At 70.5% G+C, this 24,634-nt stretch carries 22 protein-coding genes, 1 tRNA gene and 1 pseudogene; 13 read left to right on the top strand and 11 right to left on the bottom strand.

The window, feature by feature from the left end:
- The first annotated feature begins 27 nt into the window (after positions 1-27).
- The 4 genes from ACMATS_RS28845 to ACMATS_RS28830 are packed head-to-tail and all read left to right on the top strand — an operon-like array spanning position 28 to position 4,314.
- The gene (locus tag ACMATS_RS28845) at positions 28-954 is read left to right on the top strand and encodes a branched-chain amino acid ABC transporter permease (protein ID WP_390777523.1); all 927 of its coding nucleotides are present in this window, start codon (positions 28-30) and stop codon (positions 952-954) included.
- A gap of 5 nt (positions 955-959) precedes the next feature.
- The gene (locus ACMATS_RS28840) at positions 960-2,744 is read left to right on the top strand and encodes a branched-chain amino acid ABC transporter permease (RefSeq protein WP_391155564.1); all 1,785 of its coding nucleotides are present in this window, start codon (positions 960-962) and stop codon (positions 2,742-2,744) included.
- Positions 2,741-3,598 carry an ABC transporter ATP-binding protein gene (locus ACMATS_RS28835; protein WP_390777524.1) on the top strand — a complete coding sequence of 286 codons (858 nt, stop codon included), beginning with the start codon at positions 2,741-2,743 and terminating at the stop codon, positions 3,596-3,598. The genes ACMATS_RS28840 and ACMATS_RS28835 overlap by 4 nt, the downstream gene beginning before the upstream one ends.
- Positions 3,595-4,314 (top strand): ABC transporter ATP-binding protein, encoded by a 720-nt coding sequence (locus ACMATS_RS28830; protein WP_390777525.1) that lies wholly within the window; start codon positions 3,595-3,597, stop codon positions 4,312-4,314. The genes ACMATS_RS28835 and ACMATS_RS28830 overlap by 4 nt, the downstream gene beginning before the upstream one ends.
- A gap of 58 nt (positions 4,315-4,372) precedes the next feature.
- Here the strand turns inward: ACMATS_RS28830 and ACMATS_RS28825 are convergent, their stop codons facing one another.
- On the bottom strand, positions 4,373-5,023 hold the full coding sequence (locus ACMATS_RS28825; protein WP_390777526.1) for an ANTAR domain-containing response regulator: 651 nt from the start codon (positions 5,021-5,023) through the stop codon (positions 4,373-4,375).
- A gap of 91 nt (positions 5,024-5,114) precedes the next feature.
- Between ACMATS_RS28825 and ACMATS_RS28820 the strand changes: the two genes are divergently transcribed.
- Positions 5,115-5,197: transfer RNA gene (locus tag ACMATS_RS28820), tRNA-Leu, on the top strand.
- Positions 5,198-5,265: 68 nt separating this feature from the next.
- A complete protein-coding gene (locus ACMATS_RS28815; protein WP_336412475.1) occupies positions 5,266-5,607 on the top strand; it encodes a DUF190 domain-containing protein in 342 nt (113 codons plus the stop codon).
- On the opposite strand, the gene ACMATS_RS28810 is transcribed toward ACMATS_RS28815, so the two are convergent.
- The 3 genes from ACMATS_RS28810 to mtnP all read right to left on the bottom strand — a co-directional run bounded on the left by ACMATS_RS28810 (position 5,608) and on the right by mtnP (position 8,306).
- The gene (locus ACMATS_RS28810) at positions 5,608-6,555 is read right to left on the bottom strand and encodes a DMT family transporter (RefSeq protein WP_414169554.1); all 948 of its coding nucleotides are present in this window, start codon (positions 6,553-6,555) and stop codon (positions 5,608-5,610) included. It lies immediately after the preceding gene.
- 188 nt (positions 6,556-6,743) lie between these two features.
- Positions 6,744-7,223 carry a YbaK/EbsC family protein gene (locus ACMATS_RS28805; RefSeq protein ID WP_336412664.1) on the bottom strand — a complete coding sequence of 160 codons (480 nt, stop codon included), beginning with the start codon at positions 7,221-7,223 and terminating at the stop codon, positions 6,744-6,746.
- A gap of 186 nt (positions 7,224-7,409) precedes the next feature.
- Entirely contained in the window at positions 7,410-8,306 is an 897-nt protein-coding gene (gene mtnP / locus ACMATS_RS28800) for an S-methyl-5'-thioadenosine phosphorylase (protein WP_414169553.1), read from the bottom strand.
- A gap of 203 nt (positions 8,307-8,509) precedes the next feature.
- On the opposite strand from mtnP, the gene ACMATS_RS28795 reads away from it, so the two are divergent.
- From ACMATS_RS28795 to ACMATS_RS28780, 4 genes and pseudogenes are all read left to right on the top strand, one after another.
- Positions 8,510-9,409, top strand: coding sequence for an adenosyl-fluoride synthase (locus ACMATS_RS28795; RefSeq protein ID WP_414169552.1), 900 nt, complete (start codon positions 8,510-8,512; stop codon positions 9,407-9,409).
- Positions 9,410-9,494: 85 nt separating this feature from the next.
- A pseudogene (locus ACMATS_RS28790) lies at positions 9,495-10,979 on the top strand (fluorothreonine transaldolase); the annotation flags it as partial.
- Between the two features lie 139 nt (positions 10,980-11,118).
- Positions 11,119-11,391, top strand: coding sequence for a class II aldolase/adducin family protein (locus tag ACMATS_RS28785; RefSeq protein ID WP_414170816.1), 273 nt, complete (start codon positions 11,119-11,121; stop codon positions 11,389-11,391).
- A 326-nt stretch (positions 11,392-11,717) separates the two neighbouring features.
- On the top strand, positions 11,718-12,293 hold the full coding sequence (locus ACMATS_RS28780; RefSeq protein WP_414169551.1) for a helix-turn-helix domain-containing protein: 576 nt from the start codon (positions 11,718-11,720) through the stop codon (positions 12,291-12,293).
- Here ACMATS_RS28780 and ACMATS_RS28775 read toward each other — a convergent pair.
- Both ACMATS_RS28775 and ACMATS_RS28770 read right to left on the bottom strand, forming a co-directional pair.
- A complete protein-coding gene (locus ACMATS_RS28775) occupies positions 12,275-12,994 on the bottom strand; it encodes a response regulator transcription factor (RefSeq protein WP_414169550.1) in 720 nt (239 codons plus the stop codon). The genes ACMATS_RS28780 and ACMATS_RS28775 overlap by 19 nt on opposite strands.
- Entirely contained in the window at positions 12,991-14,346 is a 1,356-nt protein-coding gene (locus tag ACMATS_RS28770) for a cation:proton antiporter (protein WP_414169549.1), read from the bottom strand. The genes ACMATS_RS28775 and ACMATS_RS28770 overlap by 4 nt, the downstream gene beginning before the upstream one ends.
- 289 nt (positions 14,347-14,635) lie before the next feature.
- On the opposite strand from ACMATS_RS28770, the gene ahcY reads away from it, so the two are divergent.
- Both ahcY and ACMATS_RS28760 read left to right on the top strand, forming a co-directional pair.
- Positions 14,636-16,075 carry an adenosylhomocysteinase gene (gene ahcY / locus ACMATS_RS28765; protein WP_390777951.1) on the top strand — a complete coding sequence of 480 codons (1,440 nt, stop codon included), beginning with the start codon at positions 14,636-14,638 and terminating at the stop codon, positions 16,073-16,075.
- Positions 16,076-16,145: 70 nt separating this feature from the next.
- Positions 16,146-16,445, top strand: coding sequence for a DUF190 domain-containing protein (locus tag ACMATS_RS28760; RefSeq protein WP_390777534.1), 300 nt, complete (start codon positions 16,146-16,148; stop codon positions 16,443-16,445).
- A gap of 67 nt (positions 16,446-16,512) precedes the next feature.
- Here the strand turns inward: ACMATS_RS28760 and ACMATS_RS28755 are convergent, their stop codons facing one another.
- From ACMATS_RS28755 to ACMATS_RS28745, 3 genes are all read right to left on the bottom strand, one after another.
- The gene (locus tag ACMATS_RS28755; protein ID WP_390777535.1) at positions 16,513-17,187 is read right to left on the bottom strand and encodes a LuxR C-terminal-related transcriptional regulator; all 675 of its coding nucleotides are present in this window, start codon (positions 17,185-17,187) and stop codon (positions 16,513-16,515) included.
- A 320-nt stretch (positions 17,188-17,507) separates the two neighbouring features.
- Positions 17,508-18,962, bottom strand: coding sequence for a pyruvate kinase (pyk, locus tag ACMATS_RS28750; RefSeq protein ID WP_414169548.1), 1,455 nt, complete (start codon positions 18,960-18,962; stop codon positions 17,508-17,510).
- A gap of 133 nt (positions 18,963-19,095) precedes the next feature.
- Positions 19,096-19,815 (bottom strand): SIMPL domain-containing protein, encoded by a 720-nt coding sequence (locus ACMATS_RS28745; protein WP_414169547.1) that lies wholly within the window; start codon positions 19,813-19,815, stop codon positions 19,096-19,098.
- A gap of 124 nt (positions 19,816-19,939) precedes the next feature.
- Between ACMATS_RS28745 and ACMATS_RS28740 the strand changes: the two genes are divergently transcribed.
- Positions 19,940-21,751, top strand: coding sequence for a bifunctional metallophosphatase/5'-nucleotidase (locus tag ACMATS_RS28740; RefSeq protein ID WP_391155383.1), 1,812 nt, complete (start codon positions 19,940-19,942; stop codon positions 21,749-21,751).
- Here ACMATS_RS28740 and ACMATS_RS28735 read toward each other — a convergent pair.
- Complete coding sequence (locus ACMATS_RS28735; RefSeq protein WP_390777539.1) at positions 21,707-23,134, bottom strand: lysine N(6)-hydroxylase/L-ornithine N(5)-oxygenase family protein; 1,428 nt, start codon at positions 23,132-23,134, stop codon at positions 21,707-21,709. The two genes, ACMATS_RS28740 and ACMATS_RS28735, sit on opposite strands and share 45 nt — an antisense overlap.
- Positions 23,131-24,546, bottom strand: a complete 1,416-nt coding sequence (locus tag ACMATS_RS28730) for a pyridoxal phosphate-dependent decarboxylase family protein (RefSeq protein WP_414169546.1) — start codon at positions 24,544-24,546, stop codon at positions 23,131-23,133. The genes ACMATS_RS28735 and ACMATS_RS28730 overlap by 4 nt, the downstream gene beginning before the upstream one ends.
- Positions 24,547-24,634 lie beyond the last annotated feature (88 nt).

Raw genomic sequence — 24,634 nt, 5'->3', positions numbered from 1 at the left:
ATCCGACACTTCCCTCGGAGGCCAGCGGTGCACGAACTGCCGCAAACACTGGTCAACGGACTCGCCCTCGGTGCCCTCTACGGCCTCGTCGCCATCGGGTACACCATGGTCTACGGCATCGTCCAGCTCATCAACTTCGCCCACGGCGAGATCGTCATGACGGGGGCCTTCGGCGCCCTCACCGTCCGCCTCTGGCTCCCCGGCCTCCCGCTCGCCGCAGCCCTCCCGCTGATGCTCCTCGGCGGTGCCCTCGTCTCCGTCTCCATCGCCGTCGCCGCCGAGCGCTTCGCCTACCGGCCGCTGCGCGACGCCCCCCGCCTGGCCCCGCTGATCACCGCGATCGGCCTGTCCATCGCCCTCCAGCAGATCGTCTGGGCCTTCTACCCCAACGCCAAGAAGCCCCGCCCCTTCCCCCAGTTCGGCGACTCCTTCCAGCTCACCGGCAGCCTCCGGATCCAGCGCGACGACCTCTTCGTGCTCATCGCCGCACCCCTGTGCATGCTCGCCCTCGGCTGGTTCGTCGCCAGGAGCCGCACCGGGCGCGCCATGCAGGCCACCGCCCAGGACCCCGACACCGCACGGCTCATGGGGGTCAACACCGACCGCATCATCGCCGTGGCCTTCGCCATCGGCGGCGCCTTCGCCGGCGTCGCCGCCGTCGCACAGGGGCTGCGCACCGGAACGATCAACTTCGAAATGGGCTTCGTCCTCGGCCTCAAGGCCTTCACCGCCGCCGTCCTCGGCGGCATCGGCAACATCTACGGCGCCATGCTCGGCGGGGTCGTCCTCGGCATCGCCGAAGCCGCCGCCATCACCTACATCCAGAACATCCCGGGCATGAGCCAACTCGGCGGCGGAGGCTGGAAGGACGTCTGGGCCTTCGTCCTCCTCATCGTCGTCCTCCTCGTCAGGCCGCAGGGCCTGCTCGGCGAACGCGTCGCGGATCGGGCGTGAGACCCATGACCTCGCAGCAGACCCCTCAGCAGCACGGCAGTGCCGAAACCGCTCCCGTCATCCCGCTCCCCCTCATCACCGCCCGCATCCTCACCGCCACCGGCGCCGCGCTCACCGTCCTCTCCACGTTCCTCTCCTGGACCTGGACCGACGCCTTCCCCGGCAACCTCACCGTCACCGGCTACCCCGGCGGCCTCCAACTCCTCACCCTCACCGGCGCCCTGCTCACTCTCGTCCACCTCCTGGCCGCCTGGGGCACCAGGGGCCTCCGCTGGATCGACCCCGCCGGCGGCCACGGCGCCACCGCGTACACCGCGGCCGGCACCTTCGCCACGACCTGGTACACCCTCATCGCCATCGCCGTGCAACTCGGCGGCCTCGCCAACCTCGAACCCGGCGGCTGGGTGGCCGGCGCCGCGGCCCTGCTCACCCTCACCGGCGCCCTCGCCCTTCCCCTCGACCGCCGCACGACCGCCGCCGACGATGCCCGGGGCCGTTTCGCCGCCGTCCGCGGCATCCTGCGCACCCTGCGCCCCGGCGGCGCCGGCCGTCCCCTGCCCCCCGCGCGCCCGCTCCCCGGCTGGGCCGAAATCCTGCTCATCGCCGTCGCGTTCGGCGTGTCCCTCGCCGTCCTCACCTACGGCATCGGCACCGGCTACGGCGAGCTCTTCGCCGGATTCCTGTTCCTCACCGGCTTCTGCGCCGCCGCGCTCCACCGGTCCGGCCTCACCGCACGGCTCGCCGGCCTCACTGCGCGGCACCGCAACGTCACCGTCACCGCCGCCTTCGTCGCCGCCGCCCTCTTCCCCCTCACCCAGGCCACCGACGAATACACCCTCATCATCGTCAACATCCTGATCTTCTCCACCGTCGCGCTCGGCCTCAACGTCGTCGTCGGCCTCGCCGGACTCCTCGACCTCGGCTATGTCGCCTTCCTCGGCGTCGGCGCCTACACCGCCGCCCTCGTCTCCGGCTCCACCGCCTCCACCCTGCACGTCCACTTCCCGTTCTGGGCGGCCGTGCTCACCGGCGCCGCGGCCTCCCTGGTCTTCGGCGTCGTCATCGGCGCCCCCACGCTCCGCCTGCGCGGCGACTATCTGGCCATCGTCACCCTCGGGTTCGGCGAGATCTTCCGCCTCGCCGTCAACAACCTCGACGGCCACTCCGGCCCCTCGGTCACCAATGGCCCCAACGGCATCCCCAACATCCCCGACCTGGAGCTCTTCGGCTACAGCTTCGGCGACAAGCACTCGATCGGCGGCATCACCCTCAGTCCCTTCGCCAACTACTACCTCCTCATGCTGCTGTTCACCGTCATCGTCGTCCTCGTCTTCAGCCGCGCCGGCAACTCCCGCATCGGACGCGCCTGGGTCGCCATCCGCGAGGACGAGACGGCGGCCGGCGCCATGGGCGTCAACGCCTTCCGCCTCAAGCTCCTCGCCTTCGCCCTCGGCGCCACCCTCGCCGGACTCGCCGGCACCGTGCAGGCCCACGTGGCGCACACCGTCGTGCCCGAGCAGTACGTCTTCGCCGGGCCCGTACCCCCCAACTCCGCCTTCCTGCTCGCTGCCGTCATCCTCGGCGGCATGGGCACCATCACCGGCCCCCTCCTCGGCGCGGCCCTGCTCTATCTCATCCCGGCCAAGCTCCAGTTCCTCCAGGACTACCAACTCCTGGCCTTCGGAGCCGCCCTCATCCTCCTCATGCGCTTCCGCCCCGAAGGGATCATCCCCAACCGGCGGCAACAGCTCGAATTCCACGAGGACACCGCAGTCAAGGCGGAGGCATGACCACCATGACCGGCACCCCGCTGCTCGCCGCCACCGGCGTCACCATGCGTTTCGGCGGACTCACCGCCGTACGCTCCGTCGGCCTCACCGTCCATCCCGGCCAGATCGTCGGGCTCATCGGCCCCAACGGCGCCGGAAAGACCACCCTCTTCAACTGCCTCACCGGCCTCTACACCCCCACCGAAGGCACCGTCACCTACCGGGGACGCACCCTGCCGGCCAAGCCCCACCTCGTCACCCGGGCCGGCATCGCCCGCACCTTCCAGAACATCCGCCTCTTCGCCAACATGACCGTCCTCGAAAACGTCCTCGTCGGCCGTCACACCCGCACCAGGGAAGGCCTCCTCTCCGCCCTCGTCCGCGGACCCGCCTTCCACCGCGCCGAGGCCGCCTCCGCCCAACGCGCCACCGAACTCCTCGCCTTCACCGGTCTCGCCGCCAAGTCCGGCCACCTCGCCCGCAACCTCCCCTACGGCGAACAGCGCCGCCTGGAGATCGCCCGGGCCCTCGCCAGCGAACCCGGCCTGCTGCTGCTCGACGAACCCACCGCAGGAATGAACCCCCAGGAGACCCGCGCCACCGAGGAACTCGTCTTCGCCATCCGCGACCGGGGCACCGCCGTCCTCGTCATCGAGCACGACATGCGCTTCATCTTCAACCTCTGCGACCGCGTCACCGTCCTCGTGCAGGGCGAGAAGCTCGTCGAGGGGACGACGGAGGCGGTGCAGCGGGACGAGCGCGTCGTCGCGGCCTATCTGGGCACGCCGTTCGAAGGAGCGCCCGGACAGGAGGAAGTCGCCGAAGTGGAGGCGGCGGAGGAGGCCGCGGCCGAATCGGAGGGACAGGGACGATGACCGCACCCCTCCTGGAGGTGACCGGCCTTCGCGTCGCCTACGGAAAGATCGAAGCCGTCAAGGGCATCGGCTTCACCGTCGAAGAAGGCCGGATCGTCACCCTCATCGGCACCAACGGCGCGGGCAAGACGACGACCCTGCGCACCCTCTCCGGACTGCTCGCCCCCCGGAGCGGCAGCATCCGCTTCGCCGGCCGCCCGCTGGCCGGCGTCCCGGCCCACGACATCGTCGCCCTCGGCCTCGCCCACTCCCCCGAGGGCCGCCATGTCTTCCCCCGCCTCAGCATCGCCGAGAACCTCCAGCTGGGGGCGTTCCTCAGGAAGGACAAGGACGGGATCGCCCAGGACGTCCGGCACGTCTACGAGCTCTTCCCGATCCTCGGGGAACGCGCCGGCCAGGCCGCCGGCACCCTCTCCGGCGGAGAGCAGCAGATGCTCGCCATGGGCCGGGCCCTGATGTCCCGTCCCAGGCTGCTCATGCTCGACGAGCCCTCGATGGGCCTCTCCCCGATCATGATGCAGAAGATCATGGAGACCATCGCCCGGCTCAGGGCCGGCGGCACCACCATCCTGCTCGTCGAGCAGAACGCCCAGGCGGCGCTGTCCCTGGCCGACCACGGCCACGTCATGGAGACCGGCAGGATCGTGCTGTCCGGCACGGGGGCGGAACTCCTCCACAACGAGAAGGTCCGCAAGGCGTATCTGGGCGAGGACTGAACGTGAAGGGCCCGCGTCCGGTACACGGACACGGGCCCTTCACGCACGCCGAAGCGCACTACTGCTCCTTGGCGGCCTTCTTCTCCGCGGCGTCCTGGATGACCGCCTCGGCGACCTGCTGCATCGACAGGCGGCGGTCCATCGACGTCTTCTGGATCCACCGGAACGCGGCCGGCTCGGTCAGCCCGTACTGCGTCTGCAGCACGCTCTTCGCGCGGTCCACCAGCTTGCGCGTCTCCAGCCGCTGGGAGAGGTCGGCGACCTCCTGCTCCAGCGCCTTGAGCTCCGTGAAGCGGGAGACGGCCATCTCGATGGCCGGGACGACGTCGCTCTTGCTGAACGGCTTGACCAGGTACGCCATGGCGCCCGCGTCGCGGGCCCGCTCGACCAGGTCGCGCTGCGAGAAGGCGGTCAGCATGAGGACGGGCGCGATGGACTCGGCCGCGATCCGCTCCGCGGCGGAGATCCCGTCGAGGACGGGCATCTTCACGTCCATGATGACCAGGTCGGGCCGGTGCTCCCGGGCCAGCGCGACGGCGGTCTCGCCGTCGCCCGCCTCACCGACGACGGAGTAGCCCTCCTCCTCGAGCATCTCCTTGAGGTCGAGCCGGATGAGGGCCTCGTCCTCGGCGATGACGACGCGGGTCGTCTGGGGAGGGGTGTGCTGCGGCTCGTCGTCGACGGGCGGCTGGGGCTCGGCGGCGCTCACGGGACTCCTCGTCAGTGCAGGTGATGCCGTATGAGCCTACCTGCGCGACGCCGCAGACCCCCACAAGGTAAGCTGTCCGGGCTGCTACCCGGCCGGGTTGGTGGAATGGCATACACGGATGTCTCAAACACATCTGCCCGAGAGGGCTTGCGGGTTCGAATCCCGCACCCGGCACACAGAGCCCGTTCACGCGCACCATCACTACGCACCGTGACAAGGCGTCGAGCAGCCGGAGCCGCGGGATGAGTCTGAACGGTCCGGCGATCCGGGCGACCGTGTTCCTCTCGGAGGGGGACACCTGGCAGGGACGGCCGCTGCACGACGAGATCATCCGCAGGGCGCAGCAGCGCGGACTCGCCGGAGCGACGCTCTCGCGGGGCACCGAGGGCTTCGGAAGACCGTCCGCCCTGCACACCGACCGACTGTTGTCGTTCAGCGACGACCTGCCGCTGGTGATCACGATCATCGACGTCGAGGACCGCCTCCGCTCCTTCCTGGCCGGTGCCGAACACCTGCTGGCCGACTGCCTGGTCGTCCTGGACGAGGTGCACGCCTTCCGCATCGCCGGGGACGGCGACGGCTGATCAGGCGGCCGTCCCGCTCCGCCCCTGGACTTCCGTGCGGTCCGCCCGTGGCGGCTCCTCGCCCTGTGCCGACGGGCCGTTTGCCGCGACCCGCCCCTCGAAGTGCCGGCCGACCGTCGCGGCGAGGACGATGAGCCCACCGCCGATGCCCTGCACCAGCCCGATGCCCTCACCGGCCGTCAGCACCGCGAACACCACTGCGAAGAGCGGCTCGGTGGCCAGGATCAGCCCCACCCTCGTCGAGCTCGATGTGCGGGCCGCGCGCAGCTGGATGAAGAAGGCGTACGACGTGCCGAGCACCCCGAGGTAGGCGATGAGCAGCCAGTTCTGGCCGCTGACCGCGCCGGCGGCCTGCCAGACCGGTTCCGGGGTGAAGCAGGAGGCCGCGCCTGCGAGAAGGGTGACGACGACGAACTCGACGAGCGTCAGATTGGAGAGCGACTGCGCGGCACTCGCACCGCTGCGCCGGCCGAACAGCGTGATCTGGGTGGCGCGGATCAGTGCCGCCCCGAGGATGATGAGGTCGCCCGACTGCGGGTGCAGCCCTTTCTCCAGCACCAGCAGGCCGCAGCCGATCAGCGCCGTGACCGTGGCCGCGTACACCATGACGGACTGCCTGCGGTGGCTGATGAACCGTTCGAGCACGGGGATGAGGACGACCGAAACGGTGATGAGGAAGCCGGAGTTGGCCGCCGAGGTGTGCTTCACGCCGACCGTCTCCAGGATGAGGATCCCGAAGAGCAGCGTGCCGAAGAACGCGCCCGACAGCAGTTCGGACCGGGTGATCCTGCGCAGGGTCGGGGCGGCGATCAGGGCGATGGCGGGCAGTGCCGTCAGGAACCGCAACGACAGAAAGCCGGCCGCGGAGACGGACTCGCCCACGTCCTGCATGACGACGTAGCTGGATCCCCAGATCACGGCCACCAGCAGCACGGAGGCGTCGGACATCAGGAGGGAGCGGCGGTGCTCGTGCGCGGCTCCGCGGGAGGGAGCGGGTAAGGGCGTACGGCTCTCCCGGCCCGGACAGGCAGGTGAGCGCACTCCCCACGGTGTCAGCAGAGTGACAGGAGTATCGATTATACCGAACACCATGGGCAGCGGTAGGGCGTCCGGCGGCCAGGGCCGGACGGGGGGCCTCAGTTCGCCGGCGCCGCGATGCGCTCCAGCCGCGGGGACGTGATGGCGACGTAGTCCTTGACGCGGAGGGCCATGGACCGGTCGAGGCGCGCGGCATTGAAGAAGATCTCCTCCTTCTCCACCAGCGACGGGTCGACGATCAGCTCCAGGTCCGGGTGGAAGGTGAAGGGCAGGATCGTTCCCGCCACGCTGCCCGCCAGGCGTTCCGCCGCCTCGGTGTTCGCGAACGACACGTACGTGCCGCCGAGCAGCTGCTTGATGCCGTTGAGGTCGACGCGCGCATCGCCGGGCACGACGGCCAGCACGTACTTGGTGACCTTCTTGCCCAACTTGATCATGACGACGATGCACTTGGCGGCATCGGCGACGTCGTTGCCCCGCATGGGGCTGACGATCTCGGTGCGCCCCTCCGGCTCGTGGTCGATCAGCCGGTACTCCGCACCGTGCCGGTCGAGCAGCTCCACCAGCTTCTCGTACATGTTCTCGGTGACTTCCGTGCTCTCCGTGGTTTCCACCGGACACCTCTCAGCCGCCGACGCGGCGCTGGGAACAGGGCGGGAAAGGCGCAGAGTTGACGCTCCCGCCGGGGACGGCCCGTCGGTGCCGACCGGCCTGCGGAGCACCATACCGTCCGCGCCCGCGGCTCCGGCGGGACACGGGCGGGCTCACACCACCGGCGCGATCCGGTCGCGCAGGAGCGTGGGCACCGTGTTCCCCGGACCCCCCTGAATGATCTGACTGTCCGTCATAATGGCTTTGTCCAGCGCCCGCTGGCACACGCAGGGCGCGGGCTTCGACGACTCGGCGAACCGCATGACGACCCTCCGGGCGGCGGTCACGTTGGCCTCCATGATCTCTGCGACCCCCTGGGCGTCCACCGACGCGTGGCCCGGATGCCAGCAGTCGTAGTCCGTCACGAGGGCGAGCCCGGTGTAGCAGAGTTCAGCCTCACGGGCGAGTTTCGCCTCCGGCAGCGCCGTCATGCCGATGACGTCCATCCCCCACGAGCGGTACACCTCGGACTCGGCGCGGGTGGAGAACTGGGGCCCCTCGATGCAGCAGTACGTCCCGGACCCGTGGACCGTGGGATGCTCCTCGGCCGCCACCTGTTCGAGGAAGGGGCGCAGCCGGCCGCAGTACGGGTCCGCCATCGACACGTGGGCCACCATCCCGTCCCCGAAGAACGAGGCGGGCCGCAGCCCGGCGGTCCGGTCGAAGAGCTGGTCGAGGACGACCATGTCGCCCGGGGCGTAGTCGCCGCGCAGGCTGCCCACGGCGCTGACGCTGATCACTTCGCGGACGCCGAGGGACTTCAGCGCATAGACGTTGGCCCGCGCCGGGACCTGCGACGGGGCTATGCGGTGGCCGCGCCCGTGGCGCGGCAGGAAGGCGATGCGGCGGTTCCCGGCCGTGCCCAGGACCAGCGGCCCGCTGGGGTCGCCGTACGGGGTCCGCAGTTCGGCCTCCGTCACGTCCTGCAGGCCGTCGAAGGCGTAGAGCCCGCTGCCGCCGATGATTCCGAGGTCGGCCGAGTAGAAGGCCGCGCCGCCCGATTCTCGCATCACAGAACCCTCCAGCTGGCATGGTGGTGGGCCCGCAACCTAGCAGCGCCCGCAGGGCAGTTGCATGACGCAAAGGGGGGCGGGTTCCGCTACAGCTTTGGATGCAGAGAGATACGGAACCTCCGTTCCCTTCAGATCGCCGCGCTTCCTGCCTAGCTTCGTTGTCACAGCAATCCGGGTGATCACAGGCAGAAGGAGTTCGCGTGGCTGCAAACGGCTCTCAGCGCCCCATCATCGCCTTCATGAGCGACCTCGGCACCACGGACGACTCGGTGGCCCAGTGCAAGGGCCTCATGCACAGCATCTGCCCCGGCGTCACGGTGGTGGACGTCTGCCACTCCATGACGCCGTGGGACGTCGAGGAGGGTGCGCGCTACATCGTCGACCTCCCCCGCTTCTTCCCCGAGGGCACGGTGTTCGCCACCACCACCTATCCCGCGACCGGCACCACGACCCGCTCCGTGGCCGTGCGGATCCGGCAGGCCGCCAAGGGCGGCGCCCGCGGCCAGTGGGCCGGCTCCGGCGACGGCTTCGAGCGGGCCGACGGCTCGTACATCTACATCGCGCCCAACAACGGCCTGCTGACCACCGTGCTCGAGGAGCACGGATACATCGAGGCCTACGAGGTCACGTCCACCAAGGTCATCCCCGCGAACCCCGAACCGACCTTCTACAGCCGCGAGATGGTGGCCATCCCCTCCGCCCACCTCGCCGCCGGCTTCCCGCTGGCGGAGGTGGGACGCCGGCTCGACGACAGCGAGATCGTCCGCTTCCACCGGCCCGCGGTCGAGATCTCCGGAGAGGCGCTCACCGGCGTCGTCACCGCGATCGACCACCCGTTCGGCAACATCTGGACCAACATCCACCGCACGGACCTGGAGAAGGCCGGCATCGGCCAGGGGAAGCACCTGAAGATCATCCTCGACGACGTCCTGCCGTTCGAGGCCCCCCTCACCCCGACCTTCGCGGACGCCGGGGCGATCGGCAACATCGCCTTCTACCTCAACAGCCGCGGCTACCTGTCCCTCGCCCGCAACGCCGCCAGCCTCGCCTACCCCTACAACCTGAAGGCCGGTCTGAAGGTCCGCGTGGAAACGCGCTGACGACCAGTGCGCCGGGCCGCCCGCCGATCCATATCCGGTCGGCGGCCGGCGCGGCGCCGCATTTCCGCCCTTGCCCAAGGGCCCGATGACGGAAGGAGCCAGCAGCCGTGCCACCCGAATCCGTCACCGGCACGCCGTTGTCGATACAGGCCATCCGCGAGCTCGTGGCGACCGAGGAGAAGGAGCAGTCGGAGGTCCTCCATCTGACCGCGAACGAGACCGTGTTGTCGCCGCTGGCCCAGCAGGTGCTGTCGAGCCCGCTCTCCGAGCGGTACCTCCTGGAGCACCTGGACATGAGGGAGTCGTCCCCGGCGCGCCTGAACAACCTCCTGCTGCGCGGTCTCGACCGGATCAGCACGATCGAGCAGTCGGCGACGTCTGCCACCGGCTCTTCGGCAGCAGGTACGCCGAGTTCCGCTGCCTTTCGGGGCTGCACGCCATGCAGACGACCTTCGCCGCGCTCTCGGAGCCGGGGGACACGGTCATGCGCGTGGCCGCCAAGGACGGCGGCCACTTCCTGACGGAACTGATCTGCCGGTCGTTCGGCCGGCGCAGCTGCACCTACGTCTACGACGAGAACATGTCCGTGGACATCGACCGGACACGCGAGGTCATCGAACGGGAGCAGCCCTCCCTCCTCTACGTGGACGCGATGAACTACCTCTTCCCCTTCCCCCTGGCGGACCTCAAGGAGATCGCGGGCGACGCCCCGCTGGTGTTCGACGCGTCCCACACCCTCGGGCTGATCGCGGGCGGCCAGTTCCAGGACCCGCTGCACGAAGGCGCCGACATCCTCCAGGCCAACACCCACAAGACGCTCTTCGGCCCGCAGAAGGGCATCGTCCTCGGCACCGACCGCACCCTGATGGAGAACGTCGGCTACACCCTCTCGTCCGGCATGGTGAGCAGCCAGCACACCGCCCCCACCATCGCGCTCTTCGTCGCCCTGCACGAGATGTGGTACGACGGGCGCGCCTACGCGGCGCGCGTCGTGGCCAACGCCCGTTTCCTCGCGGAGGAGTTGTACGCCCGCGGCATGCCGGTCCTCGCCGCGGACCGCGGCTTCACGGCCAACCACATGTTCTTCGTCGACACGCGCTCGGTGGGCAGCGGCCCCGCGGTGCTCGACCGGCTGGTGCGGGCGAACATCTCGGCCAACCGGGTCGTCGCCTTCAACCACCGTGACACCCTGAGGTTCGGTGTGCAGGAGGTGACCCGGAGGGGGCTGGACCGGGCCGGCCTCACCGAGGTCGCCGACCTGCTGGCGCCCCTGATCCTGGGCGAGGAGGAGCCGGAGCGCATCCGCCCGAGGATCGTCGAACTCGTGGGACGGCACCGCGAGATCCTCTACACCGGCACGGACGACGAAGCCCCCGCCCGGGAGTCCGTGACGCTGTCCGCCCCTCCGGCGGCGGAACCCGCCGCCCGCCCGCGCTGGATCGGCGTGCACCTCGCCCCGGCCGCCGCCCGCCCGCCCGGGAGCCTCTTCGCACAGGCCCACGCGCTCGGCGTGCTGGCCGGCGGCTTCCCGCACCAGATCGACTCGGCGGGCAACATCAGCTGTGCGGACGCGGACGGCCGGCACTTCGTCACAGCCAGCGGCGTCTACATCAAGGACCTCGCACCGGGCCGACTTCACGGAGATCACCGGCCGGGACGGCTGGACGCTCCGGTGCCGGGGCGACGGCCCCCCGTCCGCCGAGGCCTACATGCACCACCTGCTGCGCGAGAGGACCGGCGCCGCGGACATCGTGCACAACCACTGCATCATCGACCGGGAGCTGGAGGAGGAAGGGGACGTCCTGGTCCTGCCCCCGCAGGAGTACGGCAGCGTCGCGCTGGCCGAGGCCGTCACGGAGAAGGCCGCCAAGAGCCAGGTGATGCACGTCCGCCGGCACGGCCTCGTCTTCTGGGCCACCGGGTACGAGGAGTGCCGGGACCTGGTGGAACGGCTGGCCCGCAGGGCCGTGCGGCGCCGCTGACGGGGGGGCGCCCCGTCAGGGGGGCGGGGCTGTGTCGATATGCGGCTCCGCCGCGTGGGCGCGACCAGGCGCCCCGTAAGGGGCGCGGGGAACTGCGCGACCAACCCCCACCGGCCCGCAGCCGACGCACCACCCCAGGCGTCCGGGGCGCAGCCCCGAGCACCTCGACTGAAGGCGCGTCGTGGTTGCTCGCGCAGTTCCCCGCGCCCCTTACGGGGCGCCCGGTGCGGGCGCGTCGTGGTTGCTCGCGCCCACGCGGCGGAGCCGCATGATGCAGCACAACCCCGCGCCCCTGACGGGGCGCTGCAACCCGTACGCTCTGCGGCATGCGCGGTCAGCAAACGACAACGGACACGGCACAAGGCGTAGGAGCGACAGTCGGCGCACAGGTGCGCCGACTGCGGGCCTTCCGCGAGCTGTCGCTCGCGGAGCTGTCGCGCCTGTCCGGCGTCAGCCGGGCGACCCTGTCCGGCATCGAGTCCGGGCGGGGCAACCCGACGATCGAGACGATCTCGGCCATCGCCGTCGCCCTGCGCCTGCCCCTGGGCGACCTCCTGGTCGACGTGGTGCCGCAGACCCCCGTGCTCCGGCGGGGCACCGCCGAGCCGGAGAAGAGCAAGCAGGAGCTGCTGGAGCGGATCGGCGCGGGAGGGCTCAGCGAGATCTGGCGGGTGCGCATCGCCCGGGCCGGCCACCGCATCGACAGCCCCGCCCACGGCAAGGGGACGGTCGAGCGCATCGTCGTGCTGCGCGGAGCGCTCCGCGTGGGCCCGGTGGACGCCCCGGTGGAGCTGGGCGAGGGGGACTTCGTGACGTTCTCGGCGGACGTGGAGCACTTCTACGAGGCCCTGCGCCCCGGGGTGGACGCCGTGCTCGTCATGACCTATCCGGCGGCCTCGTAGCCCTCCGGCGGGATCATGACGGACATCACCGGGGGGATCATGCCGCGTTCCGCCGCCTTGCGGACCGCCTCCGTGCGGCAGGAGGCGTCCAGCTTCGCGTAGGCGTTGGAGAGATGGCGCTTCACCGTTCCCTCGGTGATGACCAGGTGGCGGGCTATCTGGGAGTTGCGCAGCCCCCGGGCGACGAGGGCCACGATCTCCCGCTCGCGCGCCGTGAGTTGCGGCTCCCCCTGCGCCCGCAGGCAGGCCAGGGTGCTGCGGGCCACCGACAGCACGATGCGGTCGGCTCCCTGGACGATGCCGCGAATCGTTCCTGCAAGTTCCTGGGGGGAGGCCTGCCTTGGGATGGCCGCCTGGACCCCGGCCGTGAGCAGGCGTTTGACGGCGAGGGGGTCCTCCTGGGCCAGGAGGACGACGACGCGCGCCAGCGGCGCGGCCGCGCGCAGCGTCGTCAGGTCCTCGGGGACGTCGGCCGTCACGCGGTCGACGCCCACGAGCACCACCTCCGGCTGCAGCGCCCCGACGGCTCCCGCCGCCTCCCGCACCGTCGCCGTCTGCATCACCACGGTGAACGCGTCCTCCGCGGAGAGGAAGTGCACGAGCCCGGCACGGAAGATGACGTTCTCGTCGACGATGGCGATGCCGACGTCCGCCGATTTCACGGGCGTTGCCGCTGTTCCGCGCGCCGGGCCTCGTGTCATGCGCTCGCAGCCTCCTGTCGGTCGTCGCTTCTGGCGCCCGCCCCGGCCCGCCCGGGTTCCTCCGGGACCCGGGCCAGCAGCGGTCCGCCCCGGTCCACCGCCCTGGCCAGCCAGACCCCTGCCATCTGGGACGTGATGATGGACAGGACCACGAGCGAGCTGAAGAAGCCCTCGCTGATGATGCCGGCCCCGAAGGTGGTGGAGGCGAGCACGATGCCGGGCCCGCCCCGGGCGTTCATCGCCGCGGCGATGTCGGTCGACGCCGTGCGGTCCTGCCCGGCCAGCCGGGCGCCGATCCACACGCTGGTGAACTTGACCACGCAGGCGAGGCCGAGGAACCAGAGGAAGAACACGACGTCGAAATGGTGGATCAGATCCAGCTTCAGCCCGACGATCGCGAAATACACGGGGACGAAGAAGGCGAGCGAGATGGTGCGGAGCGTCTCCCGCGCCTGGTCCCCGCGGGCCGCTCCCGCCTCGCACATCCCCGCCGTGAGGGCACCGAATATCGGATCGATCCCCAGGCCGCTGCAGGCCAGGCAGAGCGCGAACACGAAAATCATCAGGAAAGCCGTGGGACTGCGCTGCGCCAGCAGGTTCCAGCGCATTCCGGCAAGGGCCGCGAAGAGCCTCCGGCCGTAGCGGACAAGGAGCAGGAGAAACACGACCGGCGCCACGGTGAAGTAGCACGCCTGCCAGCCGAGCGATTCACCTTTCAGCAACATGCCGATTCCGTACGCGTCACCGGACGAGGCTCCGGCAATTCCCATCACGATGGCGAGCACGACGTACAGGACGACGTCCTCCATCACCGCCACGGTCAGGATGATGCGCGCGAACCTCGTCCGCAGCACGCCGAGGTCCAGCATGATCCTGGAGATCACCGGGATGCTGGTGAGGGCGATGGCGAGGCCGAACACCAGCACCAGCGTGGTGCGGGACCCGTGGAGCCCCGACAGCTTCTCGACGCCGAAGGACTCGGCGACCGCGAGCCCGACGGTGAACGGCACCAGCAGGCCGGAGAGCGCGACGAAGGTGATCGTCCGGCGCTCCTCCCGGGTGGCCCGGCCGTGCAGTTCCGTACCGGTCAGATAGACGAGCAGCAGGAGCCCCAGCTCGTACACGACCCCCAGCGCCGAGGCGGCCGGCCCCTCGGACGGAATCAGGTGTTCCCGAAGCCCCGGCGAGAAGTACCCGAGCACCGTCGGCCCGAGCAGCAGCCCGCCGACAATCTCGCCGATGACCGGCGGCTGTTTCAGCGCCTTGAATGCGTACGCGGTGCTGTGCGCGACGATCACCAGTAGGATCAGCGCAATCAGCACCTGCGCAACTTGGCCGACACTCAGAGACATTCACATGCTCCCCTCTGCGACGGCTCCCCCGGCCACCGAATTATTTGATACCGGACCTGGCCTGAACCGTCCATGCGGCCAACGGAGTTCAATCGCCGCGCTCCGCTCCTCAACCCTGCGGTCTCATTCGGAAGACGGAACCGGCCCGGAACTCCCCCTCCGGAGGGATCCCGGAATTCAGCAGTCAGGCGGATGATGCCGCTGCCGAATACGGCGACACTGCCTCCGGAATCCCTGTGACGCGGCCCGATGATGGGAGTGTGCGGTGGCGGCTGTTTCCCCGGAACCGATGCCGGTGGTGTCCGACTTCAAGGTGGCCGACCTGTCGCTGGCGGAGTTCGGCCGCCGCGAGATCGGCATGGCGGAGCACGAGATGCCGGGCCTGATGGCCCTGCGGGAGGAGTACGCCGCCGCGCGGCCCCTGCAGGGCGCCCGGATCACCGGCTCCCTGCACATGACCGTGCAGACCGCGGTGCTGATCGAGACGCTGGTGGCCCTCGGCGCGCAGGTGCGGTGGGCGAGCTGCAACATCTTCTCCACACAGGATCACGCGGCCGCCGCGGTCGTCGCCGGACCGCACGGAACGGCACAGGAGCCGCGCGGGGTACCGGTGTTCGCCTGGAAGGGCGAGTCCCTGGAGGACTACTGGTGGTGCACCGAGCGGGCGCTGACCTGGCCGGAGGGCGGTCCCCACCTGATCGTGGACGACGGCGGCGACGCCACGCTCCTGGTCCACAAGGGCGTGGAGTACGAGAAGGCGGGCACGGTCCCGCCGGCGTCCTCCGCCGCCTCGCGGGACGAGGTCGTGATCCTGGAACTCCTGCGGCGCAGCCTGGCCGAGGACGCCCGGCGCTGGACCACCGTCGCCCAGGGCATCCGGGGCGTGTCCGAGGAGACGACGACGGGCGTGCTGCGGCTGTACGACATGCACCGCTCGGGCCATCTGCTCTTCCCCGCGATCAACGTCAACGACTCCGTGACCAAGTCGAAGTTCGACAACCGCTACGGCTGCCGGCACTCGCTCATCGACGGCATCAAGCGGGGAACGGACGTGCTGATCGGCGGGAAGACCGTCGTGGTGTGCGGCTACGGGGACGTGGGCAAGGGCTGTGCAGAGGCACTGCGCGGCCAGGGGGCGAAGGTGACGGTGACCGAGGTCGACCCCATCTGTGCGCTCCAGGCCGCCATGGACGGCTACTCCGTCGCCACCCTGGAGGAGATGCTCCCCACGGCGGACATCGTCGTGACCGCCACGGGCAACCGGGACATCGTCAAGGCCGAGCACATGGCCCGTATGAAGCACCAGACCGTCGTGGGCAACATCGGGCACTTCGACAACGAGATCGACATGGCGGGCCTGGAGGCGTTCCCGGGCGTCCGGCGGGTGACCGTGAAGCCCCAGGTGGACCTCTGGGAGTTCCCCGACGGCCACGCGGTGATCGTGCTGAGCGAGGGGCGGCTGCTCAACCTCGGCAACGCCACCGGGCATCCGAGCTTCGTCATGTCGACGAGCTTCGCCAACCAGGTCATCGCCCAGCTCGAACTCTTCGCCCGCTCCCAGGAGTACCCCGTGGGAGTGCACCGGCTGCCCAAGGCCCTCGACGAGAAGGTCGCCCGGCTGCACCTGGAGGCGCTCAACGTCCACCTGACCCGGCTCACTCAGCAACAGGCCGACTACATCGGAATATCGCCCGACGGCCCCTTCAAGCCCGACCACTACCGCTACTGAGGCGATGACCCGGCCCTGGCGGCGGAAGGGCGCGCCCGAGCGATCCGAGGACACCCCGCGGGGGGCGGCCATGCACCGTCTGACAGTGTTCGTCAGGACCACCGATACGGCCGGGCACTCCCCGCTGTACGTCGAGATCGTCCGGCACGCACGGCAGCACGGTCTGCGCGGCGCGACCGTGCTGCCCTGCGTCGCGGGCTTCGGCGAGACCCGGATCCTGCGCCGGCGGCGGGGGCTGCGGCTCGCGCAGGACCGTCCGCTGATGCTGCTCTTCGTCGACACCGCCGACCGCATCGCGCTGTTCCGCATGTCCCTGCGGGAGATCGCACCGGGCAGTCTCGCCGTCCTGGACGTCGTGACGACCGCGTGAGCCGTGACGACCATGTGATGCGTGACGACCGTGCGATGCGTGACGACCGTGCGACCGTGCGGCCCGGCTACTGGGCGGCCCGGTCGGGGACGCCCATCAGCCCCGTGCCGTAGGCCCTGGCCACCGCCTGGGACCGGTTGCGCAGGCCCAGTTTGGAGAGCAGCCGCGACACGTGCGACTTCACGGTGGCCTCGCCGAGCGACAGGAACTCGGCGATCTCGGCGTTGGACATCCCGGTGGCCATGAGCCGGAGCACTTCCAGCTCCCGCTCCGTCAGCAGGCCGAAGACGTCCGCGGCCCCCGGGGCCGCGAAGGCCGTCGAGAGCATCGCCCAGGGCTCCAGCGCGGCGGTGACCGCCGACGGCAGCACGGTGTACCCGCCCGCCACCGCGTGGACCGCGGCCACCAGTTGGCGGGGCGTGTCGCTCTTCGCCAGGAACGCGCGGGCCCCGGCGAGCAGCCCCCGCAGCGCGGTGGTCGAGTCGAAGGACTGCGCGATGAACACCACCCCGGCCGGGCGGTCCCCGGTGCCGGTCAGCATGCGCCCGATCCGCAGGCCTTCGCCGCGGGGCATGTCCAACTCGACGAACACCACATCCGGTTGGTGCCGCCGCGCGAGCTCGACGGCCTCGTCGGCGCTCCCCGTCTCCGCTGCCACGTGAATGTACGCGTCGTCCTCCAGGACCTTCCGCAGGCCCGTGCGGATCAACAGGTTATGCGCGCACAACAGGACCGTGACCAAGAGACCCCTCCTGAACCGATCAGCACGCGTGGATCCCAGAGCCGGGCCAGGGGATGCCGTCGGAGGCGGTGCCTCGAACGCGTATATCCAGTGTGCACCCGTGCGGAGGGAGAAAAAGCGTGAACTCCGGCCATCGTGGGGGGCGTTCGCCGGGCACACGGCGTGGGGAGGGAGCGCCGGTGCGTGCACCGCAGTGCGCCCTTGCACAGCACCGATGCGCCCTGCTTCCCCGAACACCGGTACACGCGTGAGGCTCACGGGACCGACCGGGCATGGCCGAAAGCTGCAGGCGCCAACGAACAGAACTTGACGCGGTGCCGTCAGACCCCACCGGCCCCTGTCACCGCCGGAGCATCGTCCTCCCCGATGTGATGCACCCGCACCAGGTTGGTGGTTCCGGCCATGCCCGGCGGGGAGCCCGCCGTGATGATGACCATGTCGCCCTTGCGGCAACGGCCGATCCGCAGCAGGTACTCGTCCACCTGCTCGACCATCTCGTCCGTCGTCTGGACCATCGGGCCCAGGAACGTCTCCACTCCCCACGTCAGGTTCAGCTGCGACCGCGTCGCCGGCTCCGGCGTGAACGCCAGCAGCGGGATCGGCGACCGGTACCGCGAGAGCCGGCGCACCGTATCACCGGATTGAGTGAAGGCGACCAGGAACTTTGCTCCCAGGAAGTCGCCCATCTCGGCGGCCGCGCGGGCCACCGCCCCGCCCTGGGTGCGGGGTTTGCTGCGCTCGGTCAGCGGGGGGAGGCCCTTCGCCAGGACGTCCTCCTCGGCCGCGCGCACGATGCGGCCCATCGTCTTCACCGTTTCGACGGGGTACTTCCCCACGCTGGTCTCGCCCGAGAGCATGACGGCGTCCGTGCCGTCGATCACCGCATTGGCGACGTCCGAGGCCTCCGCCCGCGTCGGGCGCGAGGACTCGATCATCGAGTCGAGCATCTGCGTGGCGACGATCACCGGCTTGGCGTTCCGCTTCGCCAGCTTGATGGCCCGCTTCTGCACGATCGGGACCGATTCCAGGGGCATTTCGACACCCAGGTCGCCACGGGCGACCATCAGGCCGTCGAAGGCGGCGACGATGCTCTCCAGGTTGTGGACCGCCTGCGGCTTCTCGATCTTGGCGATGACGAAGGCGCGGCGGCCCTCCTCGTCCATGACGCGGTGCACGTGGTCGATGTCGTGGGCGGTGCGCACGAAGGAGAGGGCGATGACGTCGATGCCGCTGCGCAGGGCCCAGCGGAGGTCCTCGATGTCCTTCTCCGAGAGCGCGGGGACGGAGACGGCGACGCCGGGCAGGTTGAGGCCCTTGTGGTCGGAGACCATGCCACCCTCGATGACCATGGTCTTCACCCGCGGACCGTCGACCTCGGTGACCTCCAGGGTGACGCGGCCGTCGTCGACGAGGATGCGCTCGCCCTTGGTGACGTCCCCGGCCAGGCCCTCGTAGGTGGTGCCGCACCGGTGCCGGTCACCCTCGATCTCCTCGACGGTGATGGTGAATTCGTCACCACGTTCAAGGAGTACGGGGCCCTCGCGGAAGCGGCCGAGACGGATCTTCGGGCCTTGAAGGTCCGCGAGGATGCCGACGTTGCGGCCGGTTTCCTCGGCCGCCTTGCGTACCCGCTGGTACCGCGCCTCGTGCTCGGCGTAGGTGCCGTGACTGAGATTGAAGCGGGCGACATCCATGCCGGCTTCGACGAGGGCCTTGATCTGCTCGTACGAGTCGGTGGCAGGCCCCAGGGTGCAGACGATTTTCGCTCGGCGCATGGCACGACCTTAGGGCCTACCAGTGGGTAGAGAATTGGCGCCCCGCAACTCCCCAACGTCCGTTGCGTAAAGGCTTGTTGACAACTTGTGAAACGTGCGGGGGGCCGCTCCGATGAGCACTCCGGGAGTGTTCTCAGAGAACCGGGCGGGTCATCGTAAAGCGTGCGTTGACGTGGGCGTAAACGGTCTGGCGCTGCGGTTCGAGGTCGAGTGCGGGAGCGGGTGCCGGAGCGGCTCCGCCGTAGGCGGCGCGCATCACTCCACCGGGGGCGGGGGGCAGTCCGGGCCGGCCGTCGTTTTCCGCGCCGGCATCGGCGATTTCGACGACGGCGGTGAGTTCCGCGCCGAGGGCCGCGGCGTATTCGCGGGCGCGCTGGACGGCTTCGCGGACCGCCTGCTGCCGGGCCTCGCGGTATGCGGGCGAGTGGGGGCGCAGAGCCCACCAGGGTCCGTCGACGCGGGTGAGGTCCAGGTCGGCGAGGCGCGTGGCGAGTTCGCCCAGGGCGGTGAAGTCGTTGAGGACCGCCGTGAGGTGGACGGTGCCGTGATAGGCGCGGACGCGTTCGTGGCGGCCGCGCTCGGTGAGCTGGGGGGTGAGGGTGAAGGAGCCGGTCTCGAGCTGCTCGACCTCGCTGCCGTAGCCGCGGATCAGGTCGATGACGTACTGGTTGCGGCGGGTCAGGTCGTCGAGGGCGGCGCGGCGGTCGGTGCCGCGGGCGTTGATGCAGATGCCGATGCGGGCGATCTCGGGGTCGACCTCCAGGCGGGCCTCGCCGCGGACGGCGATGCGGGGGGCGTCCGGGGTGCCGTACGGGAGGTGGGTCTGGCCTGCGGGGATCGTGTGTTCGGTCATGCGGGCCAGGGTGTGCCGGGGAGTCATCCGATTGCAACCTGGCGAGGGTGTTGCAGGACGGGTTGCTCGGTCAGAATCTACGCGCGTTGTAGGCATGTTGTGCTGATACGGATGGGGAGAACGTATGCCGATCGACCGCAGGGACTTTCTGGGGCGTACCGCTGCAACCGGGGCAGGGGTGGCGCTCGCGGGAGGCCTGGGCGCTCCCGCGGCCATGGCCGCGGAGGCCGGCCCGGACCGGTCCGGGGGCCGGAAGAAGCGCTTCGCGCTGACCGTGATGGGGACCACGGACCTGCACGGCAATGTCTTCGACTGGGACTACTTCACCGACGCCCGGTTCCAGGACAAGGCGAACAACGACGTGGGCCTGGCGAAGATTTCGACGCTGGTGAACCAGGTGCGCAAGGAGAAGGGGCGCCGCAGCACCCTGCTCATCGACGCGGGCGACACGATTCAGGGCACCCAGCTGTCGTACTACTACGCCCGGGTGGAGCCGATCACGCGGGCGCACGGTCCGGTGCACCCGATGGCGGCGGCGATGAATGCGATCGGCTACGACGCCGCGGCCGTCGGCAATCACGAGTTCAATTACGGCATTCCGGTGCTGCGGAAGTTCGAGGAGCAGTGCCGTTTTCCGCTGCTGGCGGCGAATGCGCTGGACGCGAAGACGATGAAGCCCGCGTTCCGGCCGTATGTGATCAAGCGGGTGCACACGCCGCACGGCCGTGATGTGCGGGTGGCGATTCTGGGCCTGACGAATCCCGGGATCGCGATCTGGGACAAGGCCAATGTGCAGGGCAGGATGCTTTTCCCGGGCCTGGAGGAACAGGCCGCGAAGTGGGTGCCGAAGCTGCGGTCGATGGGCGCGGACGTGGTGATCGTGGCCGCCCACGCGGGCGCCAGCGGCACCTCGTCGTACGGCGACCAGCTGCCGTACGTCGAGAACTCGGCGGCGCTGGTGGCCGAGAAGGTGCCGGGGATCGATGCGGTGCTCGTGGGCCATGCGCACGTGGAGATTCCCGAGCTCCGGGTGACGAACAAGGCGACGGGCAAGCAGGTGGTGCTGTCCGAGCCGCTCAAGTGGGGCCAGCGGCTGACGGTGTTCGACTTCGCCCTGGTGTGGGAGCGGGGCGGCTGGCACGTGGAGTCGGCGTCGGCGAAGGTGCTGAACTCCAACACGGTGGCCGAGGACAAGAAGATCACCGATCTCCTCACGGGTCAGCACCGCAAGGTCGTGACGTACGTGAACCAGGTGATCGGCACGTCGTCGGCGGCGATGAGCGCGGCGGAGGCCCCGTACAAGGACACGCCCATCATCAAGCTCATCAACCACGTGCAGGTCGAGACGGTGAAGGCGGCCCTGGCCGGCACGCAGTACGCCGCGCTGCCGGTGCTGTCACAGGCGTCGTGCTTCTCGCGGACGGCCGCGATGCCGGCGGGGAAGGTGACGATCCGGGAGGCGGCCGGACTCTACCCGTTCGAGAACACGCTGGAGGCGCGCCTGATGACCGGCGCGCAGCTGCGCGCGTACCTGGAGTTCTCGGCGCACTACTACGCGCGGACCGCGGCCGGCGCTCCCGTCGACCCGGCGAAGCTGACGAACGCCGAGTCGATTCCGGACTTCAACTACGACGTCCTCAGCGGCCTCTCGTACGAGATCGACATTGCGAAGGCTCCGGGCGAGCGGATCGCGAAGCTGTCGTTCGACGGGAAGCCGCTGGACGATGCGGCGCAGTTCGTGCTGGCGGTGAACAACTACCGGGCCAGCGGCGGCGGGAACTTCCCGCACGTGGCGAAGGCCAAGCAGCTGTGGGCGAATTCGGAGGAGATCCGGAACACGATCATCAACTGGGTGAAGGCGCAGGGGGCGATCGACGTGAGCCGGTTCGCCTCAGTGGACTGGAAGCTGACGCGGGATGGCGTTCCGGTCTTCTGACGCCGGGTGCTGGGGCCGCGGCACGGGTCGCGGCTCCAGGCCGAAGGTGGTGAAGGCGGTGCGGTCCGGGAGGGGGTAGGCGGCCTTTCCGGTGACGGCATTGAGGATGGTCGCGCTGCGCCAGGCGGCGAGGCCGAGGTCGGGGGCGCCGACGCCATGGGTGTGGATCTCGGCGTTCTGGACGTGGATGGCGCCCTTGACCAGCGGGTCGAGGACGAGACGGTGGTGCTCGTCGATGCGGGGACGGCCGCTGGAGTCGCGGCGGATATAGGGGTCGAGGGCGGCGAGCAGGGTATCGACGCGGCGCTCGCGGTAGCCGGTGGCGAGGACGACGGCGTCGGTGGTGAGACGCGAGCGGGCGTTCTGCTGGGTGTGTTCCAGGTGCAGTTCGACACGGGTGGTGCCGACGCGTCCGGCGGTGCGGACGAAGACTCCCGGGGTGAGCGTGGCATCGGGCCAGCCGCCGTGCAGGCTGCGGCGGTAGAGCTCGTCGTGGATGGCCGTGATCGTGTCGGGGGCGATGCCCTTGTGGAGCTGCCACTGCTGGGGCAGGAGCTGGTCGCGTACGCCCTCGGGGAGCGCGCGGAAGTAATGGGTGTAGTCGGGCGTGAAGTGTTCGAGCCCGAGCTTGCTGTACTCCATGGGCGCGAAGGCGGGGGTGCGGGCCAGCCAGTGGAGCTTCTCGCGCCCGGCGGGGCGCTGCCGCAGCAGGTCGAGGAAGATCTCGGCGCCGGACTGGCCCGAGCCGATGACCGTGATGTGCTCGGCGGCGAGCAGCCGTTCGCGGTGGGCCAGGTAGTCGGCGGAGTGGATGACGGGGACGGCGGGGGCCTCGGCCAGCGGGCGCAGCGGCTCGGGGACGTACGGGGCGGTGCCGACGCCGAGGACGAGGCTGCGGGTGTAGGCGCGGCCGAGGGCCTCGGCCTCGCCCTCGCGGTCGAGCTGGGTGTAGTCGATCTCGAAGAGGACGCGCTCGGGGTTCCAGCGGACGGCGTCGATCTGGTGGTCGAAGTGGAGGGTGTCGAGGTTCTCGCTGACCCAGCGGCAGTAGGCGTCGTACTCGGCGCGCTGGATGTGCTGGCGCTCGGCGAAGTAGAAGGGGTAGAGGCGCTCGCGGGTCCTCAGGTAGTTGAGGAAGCTCCAGGGGCTGGTGGGGTCGGCGAGCGTGACGAGGTCGGCGAGGAAGGGGACCTGCACGGTCGTGCCCTCGATGAGCAGGCCGGGGTGCCACTGGAAGGCGGTGTTCTGGTCGTAGAAGGCCGCGCGGAGGTCCGGCAGCGGGTGGGCGAGGGCCGCGAGCGACAGGTTGAACGGGCCGATGCCGATGCCGGCGAGGTCCAGGGGCTGGTCGGCCGCCGAGGGGGCGGGCTGCGGGGTGGTCATCCGGTGGTGTGGCCTTCCACGAGTTCCAGGAGGTTGCGGAGGTCGTCGGTGCGGGTGTGGGGGTTGAGGAGGGTCGCCTTGAGCCAGAGGCCTTCGGGGGTGGTGGCACGGCCGAGGACGGCGTGGCCGTGGTGGAGCAGGCGGCGGCGGAGGCTGCCGATGGTGCGGTCGTCGGAGTTCGCGGGGCGGAAGAGGACGGTGCTGAGGGTGGGACGGGAGTGGAGGACGAAGGAGGGGTGGGCGTCGATGAGGTCGGCGAGGCGGTGGGCGAGCGCGCAGACGCGCTCGATGAGTTCGCCGAGCCCGGTGCGGCCGAGGGCGCGGAGGGTGACGGCGATCTTGAGGATGTCGGGGCGGCGGGTGGTGCGCAGGGAGCGGTGGAGGAGATCGGGGTGGCCCGCGGCGATGTCGTCGTGGGCGTTGAGGTAGTCGGCCTGGTGGCCGAGGGGGGCCAGGGCCTCGGTGCCGGGAACGGCGAGCAGGCCCGCGGCGATCGGCTGCCAGCCGAGCTTGTGCAGGTCGAGGCTGATGCTGTCGGCGCGGTCGAGACCGGCGAGGGCGGGGCGGAGGGTGTCGCTGAAGAGCAGCGGCCCGCCGTAGGAGGCGTCGACGTGGAAGGGGACGCCCCGGGCGGCGCATACGTCGGCGATGCGCGGCAGCGGGTCGATGAGGCCGGCGTCGGTGGTGCCCGCGGTGGCCACCACGAGCCGGGGGGCGTCGGTGTGGTGCTCGCCGAGGGCCTTGTCGAGATCGGTGGGGTCGAGGGTGCCGGTGGGGGTGGGGAGGGTGTGGGGCGCGGGGAGGCCGAGGAGCCAGGCGGCACGGGGGACGCTGTGGTGGGCGTTGGCCCCGCAGACGACGTGCAGCGGGCGGTGGGCGCAGGTGCGGGCGTTCTCCCGGGCGAGGAGCAGGGCGAGCTGGTTGGACTCGGTGCCGCCGGTGGTGACGAGGGCGTCGGGGGCGGGGCGCCGGGGGTAGGCGAGGGCGGCGAGGGCGCGGGTGGTCAGGGCCTCCAGCGCGGTCGCGGAGGGGGCCTGGTCCCAGGAGTCGAGCGAGGGGTTGAGGGCGCAGGCGGCGAGGTCCGCGGCGGCGGCGACGGCGAGGGCGGGACCGTGCAGATGGGCTGCGCAGTGCGGGTCGGCGGGGTCGGCGGCCCCCTCGGCGAGGGCCTGGACGAGGGTGCGCAGTGCTTCATGTGACCCGGTGCCGTGCTCGGGGAGGACCGGGGTGGCGGCGGCGGTGATCCGGGCGTCGACGGCCGGGGGGCCGCCGGCCGGGAGCGGGCCGCCGCGGGCGGTGGCCCCGCGGGCCAGGGCGTGCAGGGCGGTGTCGACGAGGGGACGCAGGGCGCGAGTTCCTTGGGCGCCGCCCGCGAGCGCTGCGGGGGAATGGTCGGCGGCGGGCGCAGGCATGGTGGACTTGCCCCTTTTTGGGTTGGCTGATGGCGCAGGGCAGGCCCGGGCACCGGCCCGGGCCTGCACGAACTGCCTCAAGCTACCG

The sequence above is a fragment of the Streptoverticillium reticulum genome (assembly GCF_047456005.1).
In the GTDB taxonomy this organism is placed as follows: Bacteria; Actinomycetota; Actinomycetes; order Streptomycetales; family Streptomycetaceae; genus Streptomyces; species Streptomyces reticulum.
The sequence above is the reverse complement of the archived record's forward strand: the minus strand, read 5'-3'. Positions and strand labels throughout refer to the sequence as shown.

Bases quoted from the DNA above. Each gene is read 5' to 3' on its own strand.
- ACMATS_RS28840 (WP_391155564.1), top strand. From the start codon at position 960: ATGACCTCGCAGCAGACCCCTCAGCAGCACGGCAGTGCCGAAACCGCT.
- ACMATS_RS28835 (WP_390777524.1), top strand. From the start codon at position 2,741: ATGACCACCATGACCGGCACCCCGCTGCTCGCCGCCACCGGCGTCACC.
- ACMATS_RS28830 (WP_390777525.1), top strand. From the start codon at position 3,595: ATGACCGCACCCCTCCTGGAGGTGACCGGCCTTCGCGTCGCCTACGGA.
- ACMATS_RS28815 (WP_336412475.1), top strand. From the start codon at position 5,266: ATGAGTCTGAACGGTCCGGCGATCCGGGCGACCGTGTTCCTCTCGGAG.
- ACMATS_RS28810 (WP_414169554.1), bottom strand. From the start codon at position 6,555: ATGTCCGACGCCTCCGTGCTGCTGGTGGCCGTGATCTGGGGATCCAGC.
- ACMATS_RS28805 (WP_336412664.1), bottom strand. From the start codon at position 7,223: ATGTACGAGAAGCTGGTGGAGCTGCTCGACCGGCACGGTGCGGAGTAC.
- mtnP (WP_414169553.1), bottom strand. From the start codon at position 8,306: ATGCGAGAATCGGGCGGCGCGGCCTTCTACTCGGCCGACCTCGGAATC.
- ACMATS_RS28785 (WP_414170816.1), top strand. From the start codon at position 11,119: ATGCACCACCTGCTGCGCGAGAGGACCGGCGCCGCGGACATCGTGCAC.
- ACMATS_RS28780 (WP_414169551.1), top strand. From the start codon at position 11,718: ATGCGCGGTCAGCAAACGACAACGGACACGGCACAAGGCGTAGGAGCG.
- ACMATS_RS28775 (WP_414169550.1), bottom strand. From the start codon at position 12,994: ATGACACGAGGCCCGGCGCGCGGAACAGCGGCAACGCCCGTGAAATCG.
- ACMATS_RS28770 (WP_414169549.1), bottom strand. From the start codon at position 14,346: ATGTCTCTGAGTGTCGGCCAAGTTGCGCAGGTGCTGATTGCGCTGATC.
- ahcY (WP_390777951.1), top strand. From the start codon at position 14,636: ATGCCGGTGGTGTCCGACTTCAAGGTGGCCGACCTGTCGCTGGCGGAG.
- ACMATS_RS28760 (WP_390777534.1), top strand. From the start codon at position 16,146: ATGCACCGTCTGACAGTGTTCGTCAGGACCACCGATACGGCCGGGCAC.
- pyk (WP_414169548.1), bottom strand. From the start codon at position 18,962: ATGCGCCGAGCGAAAATCGTCTGCACCCTGGGGCCTGCCACCGACTCG.
- ACMATS_RS28745 (WP_414169547.1), bottom strand. From the start codon at position 19,815: ATGACCGAACACACGATCCCCGCAGGCCAGACCCACCTCCCGTACGGC.
- ACMATS_RS28740 (WP_391155383.1), top strand. From the start codon at position 19,940: ATGCCGATCGACCGCAGGGACTTTCTGGGGCGTACCGCTGCAACCGGG.
- ACMATS_RS28735 (WP_390777539.1), bottom strand. From the start codon at position 23,134: ATGACCACCCCGCAGCCCGCCCCCTCGGCGGCCGACCAGCCCCTGGAC.
- ACMATS_RS28730 (WP_414169546.1), bottom strand. From the start codon at position 24,546: ATGCCTGCGCCCGCCGCCGACCATTCCCCCGCAGCGCTCGCGGGCGGC.